General features: G+C 64.8%; 20 protein-coding genes. 8 read left to right on the forward strand and 12 right to left on the reverse strand.

Going from position 1 to position 23,371, the window contains the following annotated elements:
- Positions 1-17 precede the first annotated feature (17 nt).
- The 5 genes from ADADO0_RS10615 to ADADO0_RS10635 all read left to right on the forward strand — a co-directional run bounded on the left by ADADO0_RS10615 (position 18) and on the right by ADADO0_RS10635 (position 5,459).
- Entirely contained in the window at positions 18-1,757 is a 1,740-nt protein-coding gene (locus ADADO0_RS10615) for a glucosamine inositolphosphorylceramide transferase family protein (protein ID WP_511305111.1), read from the forward strand.
- A 76-nt stretch (positions 1,758-1,833) separates the two neighbouring features.
- Entirely contained in the window at positions 1,834-2,538 is a 705-nt protein-coding gene (locus ADADO0_RS10620; protein WP_511305112.1) for a phosphatidylserine decarboxylase, read from the forward strand.
- A gap of 5 nt (positions 2,539-2,543) precedes the next feature.
- A complete protein-coding gene (gene pssA, locus ADADO0_RS10625; RefSeq protein WP_511305113.1) occupies positions 2,544-3,365 on the forward strand; it encodes a CDP-diacylglycerol--serine O-phosphatidyltransferase in 822 nt (273 codons plus the stop codon).
- A gap of 60 nt (positions 3,366-3,425) precedes the next feature.
- On the forward strand, positions 3,426-4,550 hold the full coding sequence (locus ADADO0_RS10630; RefSeq protein ID WP_511305114.1) for a DNA topoisomerase IB: 1,125 nt from the start codon (positions 3,426-3,428) through the stop codon (positions 4,548-4,550).
- Between the two features lie 138 nt (positions 4,551-4,688).
- Positions 4,689-5,459 (forward strand): VOC family protein, encoded by a 771-nt coding sequence (locus tag ADADO0_RS10635; RefSeq protein WP_511305468.1) that lies wholly within the window; start codon positions 4,689-4,691, stop codon positions 5,457-5,459.
- A 48-nt stretch (positions 5,460-5,507) separates the two neighbouring features.
- Here ADADO0_RS10635 and ADADO0_RS10640 read toward each other — a convergent pair whose 3' ends face one another.
- The 12 genes from ADADO0_RS10640 to ADADO0_RS10695 all read right to left on the reverse strand — a co-directional run bounded on the left by ADADO0_RS10640 (position 5,508) and on the right by ADADO0_RS10695 (position 19,501).
- A complete protein-coding gene (locus ADADO0_RS10640; RefSeq protein ID WP_511305469.1) occupies positions 5,508-6,806 on the reverse strand; it encodes an NCS2 family permease in 1,299 nt (432 codons plus the stop codon).
- A gap of 30 nt (positions 6,807-6,836) precedes the next feature.
- Positions 6,837-9,548 (reverse strand): molybdopterin-dependent oxidoreductase, encoded by a 2,712-nt coding sequence (locus ADADO0_RS10645; RefSeq protein WP_511305115.1) that lies wholly within the window; start codon positions 9,546-9,548, stop codon positions 6,837-6,839.
- A complete protein-coding gene (locus ADADO0_RS10650) occupies positions 9,545-10,375 on the reverse strand; it encodes an FAD binding domain-containing protein (protein ID WP_511305116.1) in 831 nt (276 codons plus the stop codon). Before ADADO0_RS10650 ends, ADADO0_RS10645 begins: the two co-directional genes overlap by 4 nt.
- Before the next feature lie 124 nt (positions 10,376-10,499).
- Positions 10,500-12,095 (reverse strand): acyl-CoA synthetase, encoded by a 1,596-nt coding sequence (locus ADADO0_RS10655; RefSeq protein WP_511305117.1) that lies wholly within the window; start codon positions 12,093-12,095, stop codon positions 10,500-10,502.
- A gap of 77 nt (positions 12,096-12,172) precedes the next feature.
- Complete coding sequence (gene rpe, locus ADADO0_RS10660) at positions 12,173-12,853, reverse strand: ribulose-phosphate 3-epimerase (protein ID WP_511305118.1); 681 nt, start codon at positions 12,851-12,853, stop codon at positions 12,173-12,175.
- 50 nt (positions 12,854-12,903) lie between these two features.
- Complete coding sequence (locus ADADO0_RS10665) at positions 12,904-13,887, reverse strand: class 1 fructose-bisphosphatase (protein WP_511305119.1); 984 nt, start codon at positions 13,885-13,887, stop codon at positions 12,904-12,906.
- Positions 13,888-14,018: 131 nt separating this feature from the next.
- Positions 14,019-14,444 (reverse strand): dihydroneopterin aldolase, encoded by a 426-nt coding sequence (folB, locus tag ADADO0_RS10670; protein WP_511305120.1) that lies wholly within the window; start codon positions 14,442-14,444, stop codon positions 14,019-14,021.
- 125 nt (positions 14,445-14,569) lie between these two features.
- Entirely contained in the window at positions 14,570-15,685 is a 1,116-nt protein-coding gene (locus tag ADADO0_RS10675; protein ID WP_511305121.1) for an ATP-grasp domain-containing protein, read from the reverse strand.
- Between the two features lie 29 nt (positions 15,686-15,714).
- Entirely contained in the window at positions 15,715-16,149 is a 435-nt protein-coding gene (locus ADADO0_RS10680; protein ID WP_511305122.1) for an HIT family protein, read from the reverse strand.
- Positions 16,150-16,213: 64 nt separating this feature from the next.
- Positions 16,214-17,044 (reverse strand): transglutaminase family protein, encoded by an 831-nt coding sequence (locus tag ADADO0_RS10685; protein WP_511305123.1) that lies wholly within the window; start codon positions 17,042-17,044, stop codon positions 16,214-16,216.
- 38 nt (positions 17,045-17,082) lie between these two features.
- Positions 17,083-18,033: an alpha-E domain-containing protein gene (locus ADADO0_RS10690; protein WP_511305124.1), complete on the reverse strand. Its 951-nt coding sequence runs from the start codon at positions 18,031-18,033 to the stop codon at positions 17,083-17,085.
- Between the two features lie 52 nt (positions 18,034-18,085).
- A complete protein-coding gene (locus tag ADADO0_RS10695) occupies positions 18,086-19,501 on the reverse strand; it encodes a circularly permuted type 2 ATP-grasp protein (RefSeq protein WP_511305125.1) in 1,416 nt (471 codons plus the stop codon).
- Between the two features lie 160 nt (positions 19,502-19,661).
- Between ADADO0_RS10695 and ADADO0_RS10700 the strand changes: the two genes are divergently transcribed.
- The 3 genes from ADADO0_RS10700 to ADADO0_RS10710 all read left to right on the forward strand — a co-directional run bounded on the left by ADADO0_RS10700 (position 19,662) and on the right by ADADO0_RS10710 (position 23,365).
- Positions 19,662-20,399, forward strand: coding sequence for a competence/damage-inducible protein A (locus ADADO0_RS10700; protein ID WP_511305126.1), 738 nt, complete (start codon positions 19,662-19,664; stop codon positions 20,397-20,399).
- A 135-nt stretch (positions 20,400-20,534) separates the two neighbouring features.
- Complete coding sequence (locus ADADO0_RS10705; protein WP_511305127.1) at positions 20,535-22,844, forward strand: xanthine dehydrogenase family protein molybdopterin-binding subunit; 2,310 nt, start codon at positions 20,535-20,537, stop codon at positions 22,842-22,844.
- A gap of 92 nt (positions 22,845-22,936) precedes the next feature.
- Positions 22,937-23,365, forward strand: coding sequence for a c-type cytochrome (locus tag ADADO0_RS10710; RefSeq protein WP_511305128.1), 429 nt, complete (start codon positions 22,937-22,939; stop codon positions 23,363-23,365).
- Positions 23,366-23,371 lie beyond the last annotated feature (6 nt).

Consider the following 23,371-nt stretch of genomic DNA (forward strand, 5'->3'; position numbering starts at 1 on the left):
CCGAAGGCATTACGCGCGTGATCGGCGATCTTTTTCTTACATCCGCTTCGGATGCGCCGAAGCTCCGTATTGGGCTCCTTGTTGACGACCTGAAGCTGCAAGCGGTTTTCGCGGCTGTGATCGACCAGATCCAGGCCTCGTCGTTCGCCGAAATCGTCCTGGTGGTCCGCAACGGCGAGGCCACGGAGGCACCGGCGAAGGTCTCTATCCTCAAGCGTGCGTTGAAGTTTCTGAAGCGGACGGACCTGCGCCACGTCATCGCTTATGCGCTTTACATGAAGCTGGATGCGCGGCGTCCGCACGATGCGCGGCTCGATCCGATCGCGCCGGTCGACTGCGCGGCGCGCCTCGCCAGTGTGGACCAGATGGTCGTCAACCCCACCCGCAAGGGCTATGTCCACCGCCTCGTCGATGCCGACATCGCGTTGATCAAGACGCATGACATCGACGTACTGATGCGTTTCGGTTTCAACATCCTGAAAGGCGACATCCTCACCGTCGCGCGCTACGGCATCTGGTCTTTCCACCACGGCGACAATGATCTCTATCGTGGCTCGCCGCCCGGCCTGTGGGAGATGATGGAGGGGACGCCCCAGTCCGGTGTGATCCTGCAGATTCTCAGCGAGGAATTGGACAATGGCGTGGTGCTGGCGCGTGGCCAGTTCGCCACCGTCGATAATCTGTCGCTGTTCGACAACCGCCTCGGTCCCTATTGGGGCTCCGTCCATTTCGTCGTCTGGAAGCTGAAGCAACTCTACGAGCAGGGATATGATGCGCTCGTCGCCAGCGGCGTGCCTCCCGCGCCATACCGGGGGCAGCGGCGTCTTTATACCAAGCCGCACAATCGCGAGGTTCTTCGCTGGCTGCTCCCCGCAGTTGGCCACAAAATCCGCGAAAAGCTGCATCGCCGGGTGGAGCATTGGCAGACGGCTTTGAGGCTCCGGCAAGACGACCATTGCGTGTTGCCGGCGGCCGGGTCGGCGGACCTGTCCGATTTCAAATTCCTGAAGGCGCCGAAGGGGCATTTCTACGCCGACCCCTTCCTGTTCGAGCAGGATGGCCGCACCTATCTGTTCGTCGAGGATTATTCCTACGCAACAAAGCGCGGCGTGATCGCCGTCATGGACATTACGGACGGCGTTCCTGATGCCGCCGAGACCTGCCTGGAGACGCAAACGCATCTCTCCTATCCCTTCGTCTTCGCCCACGCTGGCGAAACCTACATGATCCCGGAGAGCATGGACGCGGGGCATGTGGCGCTCTATCGGGCCGAGGCGTTCCCGCGCCGGTGGGTGCTTGAGAGGGTGCTGTTCACGGCGCCGGTCGTCGACACGACGCTCTGGATCGAGGACGGCGTTTTCTATTTCTTCGCCACCCTGATGGAGCCGGGCACGACGGCGATGTCGCTCAACCTGTTCACGGCCGACAGCCTGACGGGCAAATGGCAGATGCATCCCGCCAACCCGATCTCCAGCGATGTGCGCGATGCCCGCGCGGCCGGGCACCTATTCCGCCAGGATGGCGTGCTGTATCGCGTGGCGCAGGACTGCTCCGGCACCTACGGCCGCGCGCTGCGGTTCTTCCGCGTCGATGCGCTGACCCCGGTTTCCTATGCCGAAACCTTCGTTCTGGAGGTCGGGCCGGATGCGGTGTCGCCGTTCGATGGCTGTGCCGCCACGGGGATCCATACCTACAATCGCGCCGGGGGCTTCGAGGTGATCGACGCCAAGTTCAAGCTGCCGGCAAAAATGATTTGATGGGGTATCGGCACGGGATTTGACGCCCCGCCGGGGTGGCTCTACCTATGCCGCTCCCTGTGGTGCGGAGTTGTGCGTGTCGGTCATCACCTCGATCCGAAAGAGCCTCGTTCCCATCCATCGGGAGGGGTATCCGTTCATCGCCATCGCGGCGGCGATCACGGTCGGCCTTCTCCTGGTCTCGACCTTCTTGGGCATGATCGCTCTTGGTCTGACCATCTGGACGGTGCTTTTCTTCCGCGATCCGCCGCGCGTGACGCCGCTGCGCGAGGGTTTGGTGGTGTCGCCGGCAGACGGGATGATATCCCAGATCACCATGGCGTTGCCGCCGCCCGAACTCGGCCTGTCCGAGGTGCCGCTATTGCGGGTCTCGATTTTCATGAATGTGTTCAACGTCCATGTGAACCGTGCGCCGGTCTCGGGACGCATCACGCGCATCGCCTACAAGCCGGGCATCTTCCTCAATGCGGATCTCGACAAGGCGAGCGAGGACAATGAGCGCAACGGCCTCATATTCCGCACCCCCTTCGGGCCCATCGGCTGCGTGCAGATCGCCGGCCTGATCGCAAGGCGCATCGTCTCCTTCGTTCGCGAGGGCGAGGATCTCAGCGCCGGCGAGCGGTTCGGGCTGATCCGCTTCGGCTCGCGGGTGGACGTTTATCTCCCCGTCGGCACCCGCGTGCAGGTGGCCGAGGGCCAGATCGCCACCGCCGGTGAGACGGTGATCGCCGATCTCGCTGTCGCGTCGAGCGGGCGGGACACCGTCTATCGGCTGGGTTGAGCGCCATGGACACCGAGCTGCCGCCCTTCGATCCCAATCGCGCGCCGGAGCGCTTCAGCCGCTTTCGTCGCATCCCGATGCGCTTGCTGCTTCCCAATCTGGTGACGCTGCTTGCCCTGTGCTCCGGTCTCACCGCCGTGCGGATGGCGGTGGAGGGGCGCTTCGAGCTGGCGTTGGCGGCAATCGTGTTCGCGGCCATGCTTGACGGCATCGACGGTCGCCTCGCGCGCGCGCTCAAGGGCACCTCGAAGTTCGGCGCCGAACTGGACAGCCTTGCCGATTTTGTGAATTTCGGCTGTGCGCCCGCCCTCATCCTCTATCTCTGGGGGCTCGATCAGGCCGGCTCCATCGGCTGGATCGCTGCGCTCATCTTCGCCATCTGTGCGGCGCTGCGGCTGGCGCGCTTCAATGTGATGCTGGACGACCCGAACCCGCCGCCGTTCGCGGGTGACTTCTTCACCGGCGTTCCGGCACCCGCAGGCGCCATAACCGTGCTTCTGCCGGTCTATCTGGAACTTCTCGGGGTGCCGCACGGCGCGGCGAACGCGCCGCTGGCGCTGATCTATTGCCTGGTCATCGGCTTCCTCATGATCTCGAAGGTGCCGGCGTGGTCGGGCAAGACCCTGGGCAAGCGCGTGCGGCGGGACATGGTGCTGCCCTTGTTCGTGCTGGTCGCCTTGTTCGCCGGCCTGCTCGCCAGCTATCCCTGGCTGGTTCTGACGGTGTGCAGCGTTGTCTATCTGGCGGTACTGCCGGTTTCGACCCTGCGCTACCGCCGCCTGATGCGGGCGTATCTTGCGGATCGGCCGGAGGCTGCCGCGCAATAGGCGGCGCTCGCGCGCGCGGAACTTAGCGGCGGTCTCGGGCATTGAGAGCCGAGGTCCCGCATGATCCAGAAGCCCCCCAAATCCGCTCCCAAAAAATCCGCCACCAAGACGCCTGTTGCCAAGACGCCTATCGCGAGGATGCCCGGCCCTGCCGCACTGGCCCGCAAGGCAGGGCTTCGCGCGGTCTCGCCTGAGGCGTTGATACTTACCCGGCGCAAGGCCGGGAAAGGGTTTTCCTATCGCGACGGCAAGGGCGAACCCATTCGCGATTCGGTGCTTCTGGAGCGGTTGGCCGCGCTTGCGGTGCCTCCGGCGTACGAGGATGTGCGCTACGCCGAAGATCCGCGCGCCCATCTCCAGGCGGTCGGTCGGGATGCCGCCGGGCGGCTGCAATATCGCTACCATCCCGATTGGGAAAAGGTGCGCGAATGGGTGAAGGCAAAGCGCCTCGCCCGGTTTGCGCAGGCGCTGCCGAAGGTTCGGCGCCGTGTGGCCCGCGATCTTGCCGCGCCTGAGCCGACCCGCGCGTTCACGCTGGCTGCGGTGGTGGAACTGGTCGCACTGACCTCAATCCGGGCGGGTGGGGAAACCTATGCCCGCGAGCGCGGCACACGGGGTGCTACGACGCTTACGAAAGGCAACATCAAGATCGAAGGCGAAAAGGTCTCGCTGCGCTTCAAGGCCAAGGGCGGCCAGATGCAGGAACGCGATGTCTGCATGAAGCGGTTCGCCGATGTGATGGCGCGGCTCAAGGCATTGCCCGGCCGGCGGCTGTTCCAATATCGCGGCGATGACGGCGCGTTGCGCGCGGTTCGTGCCGCCGACGTGAATGCCTATCTCAAAGAGATTTCGGGCGCTCCGATCTCGCTTAAGGACTTCCGCACCCTGGTCGCCTCGGCTGGCGTGTTGGAGACGCTAGCCGCGACCGTTCCCGCAGAAAGCGCTCGGCAGCGTCGGGCGCAGGTTCTTGCCGCCGTCCGCCAGGCCGCGGAGGAACTGGCGAACACACCCACGGTGTGCCGCAAGAGCTACGTGCACAGCGCCGTCGTGACGGCATTCGAGGATGGCGCGCTTGAGCGGTTTTCCAAGGTGCTGCGCGGCTGCCGCTCGGAATTCAAGCGCGCCCAGGTGCTTGCTGACATTGTCGCCCAGACCCGCCTCACCCCCACCGAGCCCGCCGCCTGACGTGCATCTGGTATTTTCTGCAAGTTGCGGCGAGACTGACGGCGCGATCGCGGTGGCCTCGTGGCATTCACCGCACCGTCAATGTTTCGGAGGATGATCTCCCCGGAGCAAGGCAAGGGAGAGCGCCTGATGACATCCATGCACGGCACGTTCGTGTGGTACGAACTGATGACCACCGACATGGCGGGAGCCGAACTTTTCTATAAGAGCGTGATCGGCTGGGATGCGCGGGATTCCGGCATGTCCGACATGCCCTACACGCTGTTTTCCACGGGCGGCACCGACATCGCTGGCATGATGGAACTGCCGGACCAGGCCCGGCAGATGGGCGCTCCGTCATCCTGGATTGGATATGTCGCGGTGGACGATGTCGACACCGCCACAGCGTCCATCGCTGCCGGCGGGGGACGCATCTATCGCAACCCCTCGGATATACCGGGCATCGGCCGCTTCTCCATCGTGGCCGACCCGCAGGGGGCCATTATCTCCCTGTTCAAGGGCGACGGCGACATGGGCGCCGTGCCCGACCCCATGACCACCTCCGGCGTGGTGGGCTGGCATGAGCTTCTCACGCAGGAGCGCGAGAGCGCCTTCACCTTCTATTCCGGCCAGTTTGCCTGGGAGAAGGATCAGGGCATCGACATGGGCCCAATGGGCATCTACCAGCTCTGGAAATACGCCGGGAGCGCGAAAGCGGCGGGCGGGATGATGACGCGACCGCCCGGCGTGCCGGTGTCATTCTGGCTGTATTACTTCACCTGCGACGACATCGACGCTGCCCAGAGCCGGGTGACGGCCGGCGGTGGACAGATCCTCAACGGCCCCCTGGAAGTGCCGGGCGGCGCCTGGGTGTTCCAGGCCATGGACCCGCAGGGCGCCATGTTCGCCATGGTCGGCCCCCGCAAATGATCCCCGAGCCTTACGCCCGGGTTCGACCCGGGCGTAAGGCGCCCCCGGCTAGCCGCCGGAGCCCTCATAGACGAACTTGAACAGGAAGACGGCCGCGATGATCCAGGTGACGGTGGTCACTTGCTTGTATCGGCCTGTGATGAGTTTCAGACCGGCGTAGGAGATGAAGCCGAAGGCGATCCCGTTGGCGATCGAATAGGTGAAGGGCATTAGCAGGGCCGTGACGCACCCGGGAATAACGTCCGTGATGTCGTCCCAATGCAGATCCACCAGTTCTCGCAGCATCAGGCACGCGACGTAGAACAGGGCCGGTGCCGTGGCATAGGCCGGCACCGAGCCGGCCAGCGGCGAGATGAACAGGCAGGCGAGGAACAGCACACCGACCACCACGGCGGTCAGGCCCGTACGCCCGCCCTCCTGCACGCCGGACAGGCTTTCCAGATAGGCGGTTGTGGACGACGTGCCGAGCAGCGAGCCGATGAAGATGGACGAGGAATCCGCCATCAGCGCTCGGTTGAACTGCTGCATCTTCTCCGGATTGAACAGCTTGGCTTTGCGGGCCACGCCCATCAGTGTCCCGGTGGCGTCGAAAAGCTCCACGAGGAAGAACACCAGCACCACGTTCAGCAAGCCATGGGACAAGGCGCTGGTGATGTCGAGTTGAAGAAACGTCGGCTCCAGGGACGGCGGCATGGACACGACGCCGTGGAAGCTGTTGCCCGCGAAGAAGAAGCTCAGCACGGTGACGACGAGGATGGAGATGAGCATCGCGCCCTTCACCTGCAGCACCGACAGCCCGACCACCATGAAGAAGCCGAGCACCGCCAGGATGACCTTCGGGTCATGGACATTGCCGATGGTGACATAGGTGGCGGGATTCGCGACCACGATGCCGGCGTTCTTCAGGGAGATGATCGCCAGAAACAGGCCGATACCCACGGGTATGGCGATCTTCAGCGTTTCCGGGATGCCGCGCACGATGAGGTCGCGGATGCCGAAGATGGTGACGAGAAGGAAGCAGCAGCCGGAGATGAACACCGCGCCCAGCGCCGTCTGCCATGTGTATCCCATCTGCAGGACGACGACGTAAGCGAAGTAGGCGTTCAGCCCCATGCCCGGCGCGAGGGCGATGGGGTAGTTGGCATAGAAGCCCATGATGAAGGTGCCGATGGCAGCCACCAGGCAGGTGGCAACGAACACCGCGCCCTTGGGCATTCCGGCATCGCCGAGAATACTGGGATTGATGAAGATGATGTAGGCCATCGTCACGAAAGTCGTGATGCCCGCCACCACTTCGGTGCGGACGGTCGTGCCATTGGCATTCAGAGAGAAATACTTCTCCAACATCTTCATGGCCTTTCGGGCGGCGGGTGAGGGTTACGCGTCGAGGGGACTCCTGTGCCGTCGTCCGGCCTTGCGAAGGGCGGCGTGAATGGTGTCTGGCGAGAACGGGGGCGTGGTGAGCCGCAGCCCGATGGCATCGCGAATGGCGTTGGCGAGCGCGGGCGTGACCGGGTTGTACGGGCTTTCGCTCATGGATTTCGCGCCGAACGGCCCGAGCGCGTCGGACGTTTGGGCGAACAGCACCTCGGTCCGGGGGACGTCGGCGAAGCGGGGCATGAGATAGGTGCGGAACGTCGGGTTGATGACTTCGCCTTGCGCGCCGATGCGCAGATGCTCGGACATGGCCGCGCCGAGCGCCTGGGCAACCCCGCCCTCCACCTGCCCACGGCACTGGTGTGGGTTCATCACGGTCCCCGCATCCGCTGCTTGGATGCTTTTCAGGATGCGCAACTCTCCCGTGACGGGGTGCACCGCCACCTTGAAGCCATGGACATTGAAGGCGACCGAGCGCGGGGTGCCTTCCGCCCGCCCTTCCGCCGAAAGCTCGGTATCTCCAGCGAGTTCGGCGAGTGGGATGCGCGTCGCGCCGACGACCACGCATTCGGCTTCGAGATGCGCTGGGTCTGCTCCCGCCGCATGCGCGAGAATGCGCGCTGCAAGCGCCTTGGCCGCCCGTTCGGTGGCGCGGCAGGCAACCACGGTTCCGGTGCTGCCGTAAGCCCCGGTATCGTGGGTCACATGGTCGGTGTCAGATTGGTGCAGGCGGATGCGGGAGGGCAGGGTCCCGAGCGCGGTGGCGGCGACTTGGAGATGCACCGTACTCGTGCCGTTGCCGAACTCGGCGGTGCCGACGTGCAGATCATAAAGCCCGTCGGCCGCCAGCGTGATGCGCGCGTCGGCGAAATGGCCGCGCGGCGGGATGGTGTCGATCATGCACGTCGCCATCCCCCGCCCGGTGAGCCAATCCTCGCCCGGGGGCGGCAGGGTTTCGGCGACGTCGAGGGCGGCTTCCACCATGTCCAGGCATTGGTCGAGGCCGTAGCTGCCGAACTGCACGTCGTGGGGATGGGTGTCGTAGGACACCATGTCGTCGCCGGGCCGGATCATGTTGAGCCGGCGGAAGTCGAACGGGTCCATACCCAGCGCCCGGCACAGTTCGTCCATGGCGGATTCCACCGCGAAAACCGTCTGGCTGAGGCCGTAGCCGCGAAACGCGCCGGAGGGCATCACATTGGTGTAGACCGAGTATCCATCCACCTTCTTGTTGGCGCAGCGATAGAAGATCAGCGCCTCGTTGCAGCCGTGGAACAGCACGCCGCCGCCGTGATTGCCGTAGGCACCGGTATTGGCGAGTGCGTGGATCTGAATGGCTGTCAGCGTCCCGTCACGCCGCGCGCCAACCTTCACCCTGATGGAAAACGGGTGGCGGCAGGTGGTGGCGGAGAATTGCTCGTCCCGCGTCATCTCGAATTTCACCGGTCGCCCGGTCTTCAGAACCGCCAGGGCGACGATGTCCTCGGTGATCATCTCCTGCTTGCCGCCGAAGCCGCCGCCGACCCGCTCGCAGAACACCCGGACCTGTTTGGGGTCGAGATCGAACAGAGCCGCCAGGGCATCGCGGGTCAGGAACGGCGTCTGCGATGAGGTGCGTATGGTGAGGCGCCCGTCCGCATCCTGCCAGCCGATGCAGCCGTGGGTTTCCAGATGGCCGTGCTGGACCCGCTGGGAGGAATAGGTGCCTTCGTGGACCACCGCAGCCTCGGCGAAACCGGCTTCCACATCACCGATGTCGCCATGAAGCTCGGCGAGGATGTTGCGCGCGGGGGCACGGATTCGGCTGGCGGCGGCATCTTTTTCATGCAGCACCGGCGCGCCAGGCTGCATCGCCGCCTCCGGGTCGAAGACCGCCGGCAGTGGGTCGTAGGTTACGACCACCAGCCGGCATCCCTCCTCAGCCGCAGCCTCGCTTTCCGCGATCACCGCCGCCACCCGCTGGCCGACGAAGCGCACCACATCGTCAAGCACGCGGGTGTCGTCCACGTCGTCGGTGACGATCTGGTGCCGTGCGGTGGAAAACAGCGCCGGGGGCGCATCCGCGTGGGTCAGCACGGCGATGACGCCGGGCACACACAAGGCGGCTGAGGTATCGATGGAGACGATGCGGGCATGGGGATGCGGCGAGCGCAGCAGCTTCAGGTGCGCGAGGTTCTCCGGCGCCACATCCATGGTGTAGCGCGCGGTGCCGGTGACGATGGCGGGGCCGGCCGGGGAGGGGAGGCTTCGCCCACAAGCCGCGCCAGGCTCTGCCGTCTCGATGTGCGTTTCACCGTAGATGGCATCTTCGATGGAGCGATAGCCGCTGCACCGGCAGATATTGCCCTTCAGCGCGGCGGGCAGATCGGTGCGTTGGGCCTGGTTGAGGCTGGCCGCCGTCATGATCATGCCAGCGGTGCAAAAGCCGCACTGGAAGCCCTGGGCGGAGAGAAAGCCCTGCTGCACCGGGTGAAGCGCGCCGTCCCGCGCCAGCCCCTCGATGGTGGTGATCTCGCAATCCTCGGCGCGGAAGGCCGGGTAGAGACAGCTATGCACCGGCTCTCCGTCCACATGGACGGTGCAGGCGCCGCAATCCCCGGTATCGCACCCCTTCTTCACGCCGAAATTGCCCAGCTCGCGCAGCAGCGTGCGCAGACACTGGCCGGGGCGGGGCTCTGCGTGGAGGGATGCGCCGTTGACTTGAAACCTCATGGGGCGCTCGCCCCACTCAGTTCCCGCCGAACCTCTTCAGCAAGATGCAGCGTGACGTCGCGACGCCATTCGGGCGCCCCGTGGATGTCGTCGAAATAGCCTTCGGGTGGAATGACGGTGTCGATCGCTGTTTCGAGATCGTGCGCGCTCAAGTGTGCGGAAAGCTCCAAGCGCACCGGTCGGGGCGTCGAAGCGCTGATGGTCAGGCTCATCGCGTCGCCAGCCTGCGGGCGCGTGCCGATAATGAGGGCGGCGGATCGGCCCAGGCTGGTCAGGGATATCTTGCGGAATGCCGCCCGACGCGTCAGGGCCTCGGCGGGCAGGTGGATGCTGCGCAGGATGTCTCCGGGGGTGAGACTTGTTTCGCCCGCCCCCTGGATCAGATCAAACACGCTGATCCGCCGGTGCGTGCCGTCGGGATGCCAGATGAGGCAGACCCCATCCAACGCCGCCGTCAGCGAGATCATGGCGCCGGCGGGCAGGGCGGCGCACAGGTTGCCACCCACGGTCGCCATGTTCCAAACCTTGAAGGATGCCATCAGGGCGCGGCAGCATTGGGCGATGAGCGGATTGGCTGCCCATGGCGCAGGCAGAGTTGCGGAATTGAGCCGGGCGATGGTGCAGGTGGCCGCGATCTTCAGCCCGCTTTCGCTAACGATCAGTGGCTCCCATCCAAGCGCCGAGAGATCCACGAGCCGGCGAAGATGCGGCTGGGCCTGGGCATAGAGAACCGTGCCACCGCTCAGCCAGGCATCCCCCTCGCTCCACGTAGGCAGTTCGGTCCGGCTACGCGGACGGCAGATCGCGGTGATGGTGTTGAGATCCATAGCCTTCCGATCCCGCGCCGTGCCCCTCAGGTCAAGGCGCCCCGCTATCGGCCAAGCAAGAACCGTTCCGAAACTATGCCGTACCCTGGTATTCTGCTTTTCGCTCCGCCGCGTTCAAATCCGCTCAGCCCCGCGCCCGAAGCTCCCGGCGCAGAATTTTGCCCGTGGCCGTCATGGGCAGCGCATCGGTGAAGGCGACATGGCGCGGGTATTCATGGGCCGACAGGCGGTCCCGCACATGCCGCTGGATCGTTGCCGCGAGGTCGTCGGACGCCGCGTGGCCGGCTTTCAGCACGATCCATGCCTTGACCGCTTCCGTCCGCAGCGGATCCGGTATGCCCACCACCGCCACCAAAGCGACGGCCGGGTGGCGCAGGATGCAGTCTTCGATCTCCCCCGGGCCGATGCGGTAGCCGGCGGACGTGATGACATCATCCGACCGGCTGACGTACCAGAGATAGCCATCCTCATCCTGCCGGCCCAAATCGCCCGTCAGCAGGAAATCGCCGGCATATTTGTCGGCCGTGGCCCTGGGGTTGCGCCAATATTCCAGCATCATCACCGGGTCGCCGCGGCGGATGCCGACATTGCCTTCGGTGCCCGGCGGCAATTCTTCACCCTCGTCATCGACGATGCGCACATCATGGCCGGGGATCGGCTTGCCCATGGCGCCTGGACGGATGGGGAAGAAGCTGGAGTTGGAGCCGACCACGAGATTGCATTCGGTCTGGCCGTAGATTTCTCGCGCCTCCACACCCAGCCGCTCGCGCACGAAGGCGCCGAGTTCCGCCCCCAGAGATTCACCGCCGGTGAGCAGGGAACGCAGCTTGAGGCCGCCATGGCGCACGTCTGCCTGCCGTAGAAGCTTCAACGCGGTGGGCGGCAGAAAGACGTTACGAACGCCCTGGTCCGCCATCAGCGCCATAGCCGCATCTGGATCGAACTTCTTCGCGCGATAGGCCAGCACGGGCACGCCGAGATAGAGGCTCGGGAACAGGACGTCGAACAGTCCGCCGATCCACGCCCAATCCGCCGGTGTCCAGTGCAGGTCGCCGGGCTGCGGCATGCCTTCATGGATGAAAGTAATGCAGGGAAGATGCCCTAGCAGAATGCGATGGCCGTGCAGCGCGCCCTTGGGATTGCCCGTGGTGCCCGAGGTAAAGATGATGATGGCCGGGTCATCCGGCCCGGTATCAACGGCCGTGAAATGATCGGACGCGCGGGACAGCGCCACGTCGAAAGAGGTTTCCGCGCCACCATCAGGGCCGATGATGAACACATGGGTCAGGTCCGGCAGGCGGTGCCGGACGCCGGAGAGTTTGGCGAGGCCGGAAAGGTCCGTCACCAACACCTTCGCACCCGAAGCCGAGAGGCGATATTCCAGCGCCTCGTCACCGAACAAGGTGAACAGCGGCACCGAGACCATGCCGGCCTTGAACGCCGCGATATGGGCGATGGCGGTTTCCGGCGCCTGCGGCAGGAACACCCCGACGCGATCGCCCCGCTCAAGCCCAGCGGCGACCAGCACATTGGCGAAGCGATTGGTCAGGCGGGCGAGATCCTCGAAGGAATAGCGCGCCACCGCGCCGTCTTCCTCCACGAAGATCAGCGCCGGCTTTCCCGCTCCCGTTGCATGGGCATCGGCGCACGCCACGCCCATGTTGAAGCGCGCGGGAATCCGCCAGCGGAACTCGCGGACCAGATCCTCGTAAGACGGCATCCCGTTTCCTCCCGTGGCCGTCTAGCGGGCCTTAAGGAAACAATCGAACGTTCTTTTTCTTTTTCGTCAAGCGCCGCTCAGGCGACCATCCCCAGAGCGGACGCCGCCTCGTTACGGATCGCGGAGATATTCGCGCGATAGCCCTCGATGCCGCCCTTGAAGACGGCGGAGCCGGCAACCAAAACGTCCGCGCCCGCCTTCACGCACAGCGCGCCAGTCTTGGGATTGATGCCGCCGTCCATCTCGATGCGGATGTCGCGCCCGCGCAACATGTCGCGGATGCGCTCGATCTTCGGGATGACCTCCGGAATGAACGCCTGCCCGCCGAAGCCGGGATTGACGCTCATCACGCAGACCAGATCGACCTTGTCGAGCACGTATTGGATCGCGCTCTCAGGCGTTGCCGGGTTCAGCGCGACGCCGGCCTTTTTGCCGAGGCCCCGGATCACCTGGAGGCAGCGGTCGAGATGGTCGGTTGCTTCCGCCTGCACCGTGATGATGTCCGCGCCCGCCGCCGCAAAGGCTTCGAGATAGTGCTCGACCGGCGAGATCATCAGGTGAACGTCGAACACCTTGTCGGTATAGCGCCGCAGCGATCGGATGATGTCCGGCCCGAAGGTGATGTTGGGCACGAAATGGCCGTCCATCACATCAAGATGGATGTAGTCCGCCCCCGCCGCGGCCACATCCCGCACCTCTTCGCCAAGGCGCGAGAAGTCGGACGCGAGGATGGACGGGGCGATCAGCGGCAGTGTCATTGACGTCAACTCCGGGAGGCCAGCCTTATGTGGGGAGGCGGCGTCCAGTCTCAATAATAGGAGGCGATCTTCGCCACTTCCTCACGCGAGCCGAACACCAGCGGAATGCGCTGGTGCAGCTTCTGCGGCTCGATATCGAGGATGCGGGTCTTGCCGTCGGTGGCGGCGCCCTTGGCTTGCTCGGTGATGAAGGCGACGGGGTTCGCCTCATAGATCAGCCGCAGCCGGCCCTCCGCATAGCCCTTGCGCTTGTCGCCGGTATAGAGATAGACGCCGCCGCGCGTGAAGATGCGGAAGGCGTCGGCGACCATAGAGCCGACCCAGCGCATGTTGAAATCCTTGCCGCGCGGCCCGTCCTTGCCGGCGAGGCAATCGTCGATATAGCCGCGCATCGGGGTGTCCCAGTGGCGCATATTGGACTGGTTGACGCCGTATTCCTTGGTCTCGGCCGGGATTTCCACCGCAGCGTTGGCCAGCAGAAACTCACCGCTCGCACGGTCCAGCGCGAACACCTGCGTGCCGGCGCCGAGGGTGGAGACCAGCACAGTCGAGGGGCCATAGACCAGGAAGCCGGCGGCGACCTGGGCGGAGCCCTTCTGCTTCAGGGCTTCGACCGGATCGGGAAAGGCGGCGGCGGAATAGGGCAGGATGGAATAGATGGTGCCGACAGAGACGTTGGTGTCGATGTTGGACGAGCCGTCCAGCGGGTCCACCGCGACCACCAGGGAGCCCTGGGCATTGAGCGGGATCGGGGTCTCGCTCTCTTCTGAACCAAGAAAGGCCACCGGCGCAGTCTTCAGCGCGGCGATGATCGCCTCCTCGGCGATGACGTCGAGTTCCTTCTGGGTATCGCCGCCGGCATTCGCCTCATCTCCCCGCACCTTGGCGAAATACGCGGCGAGTGGGCCCTGGGCGATGAGGTCCGCGATGGTGACACCGGCCTCGGCGATGCGCTCCACAGCGGCGGCAACCGCCTGCTTTTCGGATACGTCGCCGGCCCAGTCGCGAAGATACGCCTGCAGGGTCACGCTCACCGGATCTCTCCGCACTTGTGTTGGGTTCGCCGGAGGGGCTCACCGCTCGGCACTGAGCGAAGGCCCCTCCAGTCTGGATTGGCGCCGTTATGGCCCATGCGGAGCGGCCCGTCGAGGGAGGGGAGGGTGTGTCACCGCCCCCGGAAAATCTCCACGCCCACGTCCCCGAAGACGCCGGTAATCGGCGCGCCGGGCTTGTGGACCACCACCCGCACCTGTTCGATCTGGCTGAAATGGTCCAGCAGGCGCATGGCGATGCGTTCCGCGAGCGTCTCGATCAGGCGGACCGTATCATCCTCCACCACCGCGCGCACCTGATCGTAGACATCCTGGTAGGAGACCGTGAGGCTCACGTCGTCCGCCCATGCGGCGGGGCGCGTGTCCTGCCACCAGTCCACGTCCACAACGAAACGCTGGCCCAGGGTCTGCTCGGCGGATTTGGCCCCGTGGCGCGCGAAGAACGGCAACGCGCGCAGGAACAGGCGGTCGCTGCGATGTGGACCTGCGGCCGCGACCGCTTTTGGCTCGGCGAGGTCGTCTGGTTCGGTCGAGTCCATCATTAGGTCACGTCGAGTTGGAGTTTAAAAAGGAGGCCGGATGGCATGCCGACCCTGGCACTGCATCCTGTCTCAGAAAGGGTTGCTGGCCTAATCCGTTTGCCGGCTTGCTCACAGGCAGGGGGCTATATCGGCAGGCCGAGGCGTTGCCGCACCTCGACAAGGCGCTCCGCGACCATGGACCGGACGGCCTCCAGCGTGGCTGCCTCCGCCTTCACCGTGCACACCGGCAACCCCTCGGCGATGATCGTCCCCGGCGCGGTGCGGTCGCGCACGTCGGCGGGCCAGGCATCCTCCGGGATCATGATCTGGTGGTCAGCGTAGAGAATCGCCGCCGCTGTCACCCCGGCAGGGGCGGGCAGGGCATCCGGAAGCTTACCGCCGCACGCCGCGAGGTGCAGCGCCAGCAAAGGCGGCATGGGCTCCGTGTCGAAGATTTCGAGGCTGACGCCGGGCCTTGGATTGACCTCAAGCAGCCACCAGCCTCGGGGGGAAATCATCAGGTCAAAGGAGATGATGCCGACCAGCCCGCAGACCCCGGCGATGCGCGTCGCGGCGGCGAGGATTTCGCCTCCGAACCCGTGGGGGAGCGCGACCGGTCCGGCGGCGCCGCCATAGCGAAACGGGCGGCGTTGGGTCGGGTCGGCCCATTGCTGCGTCGCGCCGATGACCCGCACATCCTGGCCATTGGACAGGAGGATGAGGGAATAGGAGTCTCCCTCCACATCCCGCTGGAGATAATAATCCGGTGCCGGCGGCCCATCCTCGCCCGGCGGGCGCACGCTGATATGCAGGCCCCCGGTCCCGCCAATGCGCTTTTCTAATAGCGGCACACCCAGAAAATCATCCTGCGGTGCTTCGAGGGTGATGGCGGGAAACGGAATGCCCAGGTGGCCACAGAGCGCCGACAGGGCGAGGGGGTCTTTCACCACCCGCACGGTCTCGGCCATGTTGCCGAGGACGGGATTGCGCTCGCCGATCCGCGACATCAGCGCGGTGTCGTGCTCGAAGCCGCCGCCCAGCACCACGGGAAGCCCCGGAGGGGAAAGCTCGGCGAGGGCTTTCAGCAGGTCATCGCCGTCGAACGCCAGTCCATTTCGCTTGTGGACCCTGACGCAGCGGGCCGCATGGGCGCAGGTGTCGAGCCCGGCGAACAGGTCGAGCGCCAATGCTGCGAGCCCGGCACGAGCGGCGCTGGCCGCAAGCGGCCGGGCGGACAGGGCAATAACCGCAATATCCATGTCTGCTTCGTCCGCCGGTTCGGGATGGATCAGCCGGCGAGTGCGGCCTTCAGCAAATCAGCATGCTGGGCCAATACGGCCATGTCTTCCTTGATGCTCGCCGCCGGCTTCATGGGAACGCCCTCATGGCGCGGGATCACATGGACGTGCAGGTGAAACACCACCTGTCCGCCGGCCGCCTCGTTGAATTGCTGAACGGTGACGCCATCGGCGTTGAAGACGGCCTTGCCGGCCTTCGCCACCTTCTGGGCGACCTGAGCGACATAGGCGAGGTCGGCGGGCTCGATGTCGAGAATGTTGCGCGCAGGTGCCTTGGGGATCACCAAGGTGTGGCCGGGAGAGCGCGGCATGATATCGAGGAAGGCAAGCGCCCGATCGTCCTCGTACACCTTGAAAACGGGCAGTTCGCCCCGCAGGATCTTTGCGAAGATGTTCTGGGGATCGTAGGCGGGCGCTTCGCTCATGGTGGCCTCCAGGTGCCTTTCCGTTCGCATCGCAGGCGCGGAGCGAAGGGTCAAGTCCCGGTGGCTACTTCTGAAGCTGACTCTGCGACTGGCGACCCCGCTGCCGGTCGGGCTCCTTGCCGGTCGTGACCGCTTCGCTGACGTTGCGGCCAAGCCCCCTGAGCGTGGCAACGCCGAGCGAATCGAGACCCACCGCACGGCGCACATACGCGTCCGTCGCGCACAGCGCGCGGCCGCAATCGAAGGCGATCCAGCCGATCTTCGGCACATGAGCCTCCGCCCATTCCCGACTTTCCATCTCGCCGTCTTCGCCCACGACATAGCCGCAGACGTGGCGGGCCGGGATGCCAAGATGGTGCGAGGCGGCGGTGAACACATGGGTCAGGCCGCCCGAACAGCCGGCTTTTTTCGCCAGAATACCTGCAGCCGAACCCGCTGCTGCATCGACCGCACGCGGCACTTCCTCGAATGTCTCGTTGATCTCGCCCATCAGCGCATGAAGCTGACCGAGCACATCACCGGCCTCGCCGCGAATTGTGTCCGCGAACGCCCGTATCGCAGGGGTGGGCTCGGTCTGCTCGGTCGAGCGTAGGAACAGCGAGGGCGGGAAACGCTCCACTGTGCCCCTTACGATGCCAGTGTAGTCCTGTGTATCGACCTCGCCGGTGGCAACCACGACGATTTCTTCGGCAGGGCCTTCAAGTGTGAAGGTGTGCGTGAGATTGCCGAACGAATCCTCGTGTGGATACAGCCGGCAGTCCGTCTGCACATCCAGCGACCAGCGCTGAATATACTGGCCGTCGTGATCCCGTGGCGTCATCAGAAGACGGACAATGGCGGTGCGCGTTCCCGGCTCCAGCCGATGAATCACTTCATGCCGAACTCGTACGCGCATCGCATCCTCGTCTGGTGGGCGGCGCGGAGCGCCGCGCCTTAGATAAGGTATTGCTCGGCGATTTCAGCGCCCAGCTTGTTGTTGTCCGACACGAACTCCTCGATGAATTCGTGCAGTCCGGTGTTAAACACGTCATCAATGGATTGGTTGCTTAGCCGCGCGCGCGTACTGCGGGCCAGCCGCTGGGCCGGACCCTGGCGGCCATAGGCATCGGCGATATCGTCCAGCGAGCGGGTCAGATTCTCGTAGCAGCTTGCCAGCGAGCGTGGCATAGCGCGGTTGAGAATGAGAAGGTCCGCAACCAGCCAGGGCTTGACGCTGTCCCGGTAGACCCAGTGGAACGCGGTGAGCGCGGACACGGAGCGCAGGATCGATGCCCACTGGAAATAATCCAGCGGTCCGCCCACATGCTCCTTCTCGGGCAGAAGCACATGGTACTTCACGTCGAGAATGCGCGCGGTGTTGTCGGAACGCTCCACATAGGTGCCGGTGCGGGCGAACCAATAGGCGTCGTTCCGAAGCATCGTGCGGTGCATTGCGCCGTCGAACCGCAGCGATGTCTCCTTCACGAAGGCAAGGAAGCGGGTCAGTTCATCCCGGCTGAGCGCACGGTCGGGAAAGGCCCGCAGTTCGATCCAGGCGCCGTTGATGGCGTCCCACATCTCGGAGGTCAGCGCGGTGCGCACCGAACGGGCGTTGGTGCGCGCCATCTCGAAGCAGTTGCGGATCGAGGTGGGATTTTCGGGATCGAGCGCGAGGAAGGAGACAACGTTCTCCTCCGTCGCCTTTTCGATGGACCCGTGCTTTTCCACGAACTGATCGGCGCAGCCGGCGGTGAGAACCACGGAACTCCACTCGTTGGTGGAGCCGCCGTAGGTCACCGGCATGTAGGAAAGGCGCTGGGCCACGTCGAGAATGCGCGCAAGACAGTCGGCGCGCTCTACGTATCGGGTGAGCCAGTAGATGTTGTCTGCGGTACGGGAGAGCATGATTGGCCCATCTGGCAAAAATGGCTGGGTGGCGACGCCGGGCGGCGTCGATTCAGGTGTCGAGGACCCAGGTATCCTTGGTGCCGCCGCCCTGGCTGGAATTCACCACCAGAGAGCCTTCCGTCATGGCGACGCGGGTGAGGCCGCCGGGGACGATCCGCACCTTGTCGCTGCCGGAGAGAATGAACGGCCGCAGATCAACGTGACGCGGCGCGACGCCTTCCGCCACCAGCGTCGGGCAAGTGGACAGGGCAAGGGTCGGCTGGGCGATGAAGTTTGCGGGATCGTGCTTCAGCTTGGCGCGGAACACCTCGATCTGCGCCTTGTCGGCCTTCGGACCGACGAGCATGCCGTAACCGCCCGAACCGTGCACTTCCTTCACCACCAGTTCCGGCAGGTGTTCGAGCACATACTTCAGATGGTCCGGTTCGCGGCACCGATAGGTCGGCACGTTCGGCAGGATCGGCTCCTCACCAAGGAAGAACTTGATGACTTCCGGCATGTAGGAATAGACCGCCTTGTCATCCGCGACGCCGGTGCCCACCGCATTGGTGAGGGTGACGTTGCCGGCGAGATAGGCGCTCATGAGCCCCGGCACGCCGAGGATGCTGTCCGGCCGGAAGGCGAGGGGATCGAGGTAGTCGTCGTCGAGGCGGCGGTAGATCACGTCGACCCGCTTCGGCCCCTCAGTGGTGCGCATGAACACCACATTGTCCTTCACGAACAGGTCGCGTCCTTCCACGAGGTCCACGCCCAGCTTGTCGGCCAGGAAGGAGTGCTCGTAATAAGCCGAATTGTAGATGCCTGGGGTGAGGATCGCCACGTTTGGCTCGTCGCCGCTGCGCGGGGAGAGCGAGCGCAGCGTCGCCAGCAGATCGTCGGCATATTTGTCGACCGGCGCCACCTTGTGCAGCGAGAACAGCTCCGGGAACAGGCGCAGCATGATCTCGCGATTCTCGAGCATGTAGGACACGCCGGAGGGGGTGCGGGCATTGTCTTCGAGCACGTAGAACGTGTCGGGGTCGGTGCGCACGATGTCGATGCCGGCGATGTGCACGTAGAGGTCGTGCGGCACGCGCTGGCCGTTCATCTCGGGGCGGAAAGCCGGATTCTGTAAGATCAGCTCTTCCGGGATGATGCCGGCCTTCAGCAGCTCACGCTTGCCGTAAACGTCATTGATATAGAGGTTCAGCGCCTTCACGCGCTGTTCCAGCCCCTTGGCGAGGCCGGACCATTCTTTATTCGTGATGATGCGCGGAACGATATCGAATGGGATCAGGCGTTCTTGTGAATTCTGCTCCCCATAGACGGCGAACGTAATTCCGATACGCCGGAAAATGAATTCGGCTTCCTTACGGCGCTGCTCAAGCTGGTCATGGGGGACCTTGCTGAGCCAGCCCTGAAGTGCCTCATAGGCTTGACGGACTTTGCCATCTTCACCTGACATCTCGTCGAAAATACGCCGCATCTGGACTGCCACTCCGCTTCACCGCAGCCTATGTACAAACATCGTGCCAAGGAAGAGGAAAGCTTGGCAAGCGGGTGCGAAGGTTAAGCTGACCTTGGAACTGCTAAAATGATGGGCACGATAGGCGGTGGTGCCTTCGTACCGAGCACGGAGACGCGATATGGACGGGGCACAGGGCGCACAAACGGTCACGGCCGCCATACTGGTTATTGGGGATGAGATCCTCTCCGGCCGGACAAAGGATAAAAACATCGGCCATATCGCCGAACGGCTCACCGAAATCGGCGTGGATGTGCGCGAAGTGCGCGTGGTGCCCGATGTCGAGGAAGAGATCGTTGCAGCCCTTAATGCGCTGCGCACGCGCTACGTCTATGTCTTCACAACAGGGGGAATTGGTCCCACCCACGACGACATAACCGCGGATGCGGTGGCCAAGGCGTTCGGTGTTTCCATTGATGTCGATCCCCGCGCCCGCGCCATGCTGCTGGAATACATCGCGGAGAAGGATCTCAATGAAGCGCGCCTGCGCATGGCGCGCATTCCCGATGGCGCCGAACTTGTGGTGAACACCGTGTCGAAGGCGCCTGGGTTCAACATCGGTAATGTTTATGTGATGGCCGGTGTGCCGCGCATCATGCACGCCATGCTGGAAGCCATTATCCCCACGCTCAAGACCGGCGTGCCCATGCTTTCGGAAACGATCCGCGCCAATGCGAAGGAGGGGGACATTGCGGCGCCGCTCGGCGAAATCGCCCGGCAGTTCCCTGATGTCGCCATCGGCTCCTACCCCTTCATCGACGATATCGGCCCCAACACGAATATCGTGGTGCGCTCCCGCTCGCGTGAGCGGGTGGAAGAGGTGCGCGACGCGGTGGCCGCGATGGTGGCACGCCGCTGAGGCATAAAAGCCACGCTGACGTTGGGTGATGCATCGTCGGCATTGCCCAGCTGTTGCGCGGGTTCGGATTGCCTACCAAATGCGCTGGATGCTTTTCCGCGCCCGCGCCGCGCGTCCCTCTGCCGGAGCATTGCCATGAACACCATGAAGTTCGGCCACGGCCAGCCATTCACGCGGCTGGAAGATCCGGTCTTGCTCACCGGCGGCGGTCGCTATGTCGGGGACGCTGCGGCGGCTGTCGGGGCCAAGGTCGCCTATGTGGTGCGCTCGCCGTATGCCCATGCGCGCTTCTCCATCGCAAATGCGGACACCATTTCGTCCATGCCGGGCGTGCGCCTCGTGCTCACCGCGCCAGACATCGCGGATCTCGGCTCCATGCCCATCGGCGCGGTGATTCCCGTGGTCGGCGAGGACCATCTTTGGCAACCCCATCGGCCGGTTCTCGCCAAGGACATCGCGCGGCATGTGGGAGATGCCATCGCTTTCATCGTCGCCGACACGCTGGATTTGGCGCGTGACGCCGCCGAGGCGATGGCGGTGGATTGGGAGCCGCTCGATGTGGTGTCCGACATGGAGGCGGCGCTGGAAGATGGCGCGCCCTTGGTGTGGGAGGATCGCGGGAGCAACACCGCCTTCACCAGCGAACTTGGCGCCGCGCCTCCGGTAGAGGCCGCCTTCGCATGCGCGGCCAAGATCGTGCGCATCAAGCTCGTCAACAATCGTGTCGTGACCAATTATCTGGAACCGCGCGGCGTGCTGGCCGAGGTGGAGGAAACCGGCCGCGTTCGGCTCACCCTCGGCAGCCAGGGCAGCCACCGTCTGCGCGACGCCATCGCCGACAAGGTTCTCCATTGGCCGCAAGCGGACCTGCGGGTCATCACCCCGGATGTCGGCGGTGGCTTCGGCACGAAGATGTTTCCATTCGTCGAATATCCCCTCGCCGCGCTGGCGGCGCGCCGGCTCGGGACACCGCTGGCGTGGATCAGCGACCGGAACGAGCATTTCCAGGCGGACAGCCACGGGCGCGACAACATCACCACGGCCGAGCTGGCGCTGGATGCGGACGGCAGGTTCCTGGCTTTGAAGGTGGATACGCTCGCCAACATGGGGGCGTATCTGAATTTTTATGGCCCGTTCGTGCCGGTCGGCGGGGGGCGCATGCTGCCGGGCGTCTATGACATTCCGGCTTTTCATGCGCGCATCAGGGGCATCTACACCCATACCGTTCCGGTGGACGCCTATCGCGGCGCCGGTCGCCCAGAAGCGGCTTATGTCATCGAGCGGCTGGTGGACGCCGCCGCCCGCGAACTGGGAATTGCACCGGACGAACTGCGCCGCCGCAACTTCATCACGCCCGCGCAGATGCCCTACCAGACCGGGTCCGGGCGCGTGTACGACAGCGGCGAATTCGACGGGCACATGACCCGCGCGTTGTTGGTGGCCGATCAGGCGGGCTTCGCCGCACGGGCGGAAGAGGCGTCTTCGCGAGGCAAGCTGCGCGGCTTCGGGTTTGCGACCTATATCGAGGCGTGCGGTGGCGGCTTGCCTGAGCCGGCGTTCCTGCGGCTTGAGAAGGATGGGCGCATCCGCATCAAGATCGGCTCGCAATCCACCGGGCAAGGCCACAGGACCGCCTATGCCCATCTCGCGGCAGCGCATCTCAAGGTGCCATTGGAGCAGGTGGACGTGCTCCAGGGCGACACCGACGATCTCGCCGAGGGCCACGGAACCGGAGGGTCGCGTTCGATCCCCGTGGGCGGCGCCGCGGTGGCGGGGGCCGCGCGCATTCTCGCGGAAAAGCTGCGCTCTCTGGGTGCCGACGCACTCGAGGCGGATGCGGGCGATATTGAATTGGTGGGTGGAAGCGTCGAGGTCGCGGGCACCGACCGGCGCATGACATTCGCGGAACTTGCGGCACTGCCGGAAGCAACCGAGGACCGCATTGCCGCTCAGGATGCCTTCGCTCCCAAGGAGGCGACATATCCGAACGGCACGCACGTCTGCGAGGTCGAAATCGACCCCCTGACCGGCGCGGTTGAGATCGCGACCTATGTGGTGGTCGATGATTTCGGAGCAGTGGTGACGCCGGCCATGCTCGAAGGCCAGGTTCACGGCGGCATCGCCCAGGGCATCGGCCAGGCGTTGCTGGAGCGCACGGTCTATGACGAGCAGGGCCAACTCCTGACCGCGAGCTTCATGGACTATGCGCTGCCCCGCGCCGACGACATTCCGTGGATCCACTTCGAGACCCGCAACGTGCCCTGCACCACCAACCCGCTGGGGGTGAAAGGCGCGGGGGAGGCGGGAGCCATCGGCTCGTGCCCCGCCGTGATGAATGCGGTGATCGATGCGCTGTGGCGCGGCTATGGCGTCTCCCACATCGACATGCCCGCCACCGCCGCCGCGATCTTTTCAGCGATTGAGGGTGCGCGCGGTGCAAAGTGACACAGCCCTTCTCGCGAGAGCGTGACAGCCGGGCTCTGGCTTCCCATTCGTAAGCGCGCTTAAGTTAGAGCGATTCCATCACGGAGCTGCTTATGCGCGTGTTTCTCGTTGCCGGCCTTCTCATTCCCCTGGTGGCGGGTGCCGCCATTGCGCAGTCCGACCCGATCGCGGCGCGCAAGGCGCTGATGAAGCAGATCGGCGATCAGACCGGGATCGGCGCTTCCATGCTCAAGGGCGAGACGCCGTTCGACGCCGCCAAGGCAGCGACGATCTTTAAGACCTTCGCGGAAGACGGCGCCAAGTTCGGCACGTTGTTTCCGGCCGGCTCGGAGACGGGGGACACCAAGGCCGCGCCGGCCATCTGGTCCGATCGCGCGGGTTTTGACGCCGAGCTGGCGAAATTCAACGCGGCGGTGGCGCAGAATGTCTCCGGCATCGGCACCGCGGATGGCTTCAAGGTGGCCTTCACCGCCGTCGCCAACACCTGCCGCAGCTGTCACAGCACCTTTCGCCTGCGCTGATCGGCG

Origin of the sequence: Aquabacter sp. (assembly GCF_965279295.1) — a bacterium.
GTDB lineage: Bacteria > Pseudomonadota > Alphaproteobacteria > Rhizobiales > Xanthobacteraceae > Aquabacter.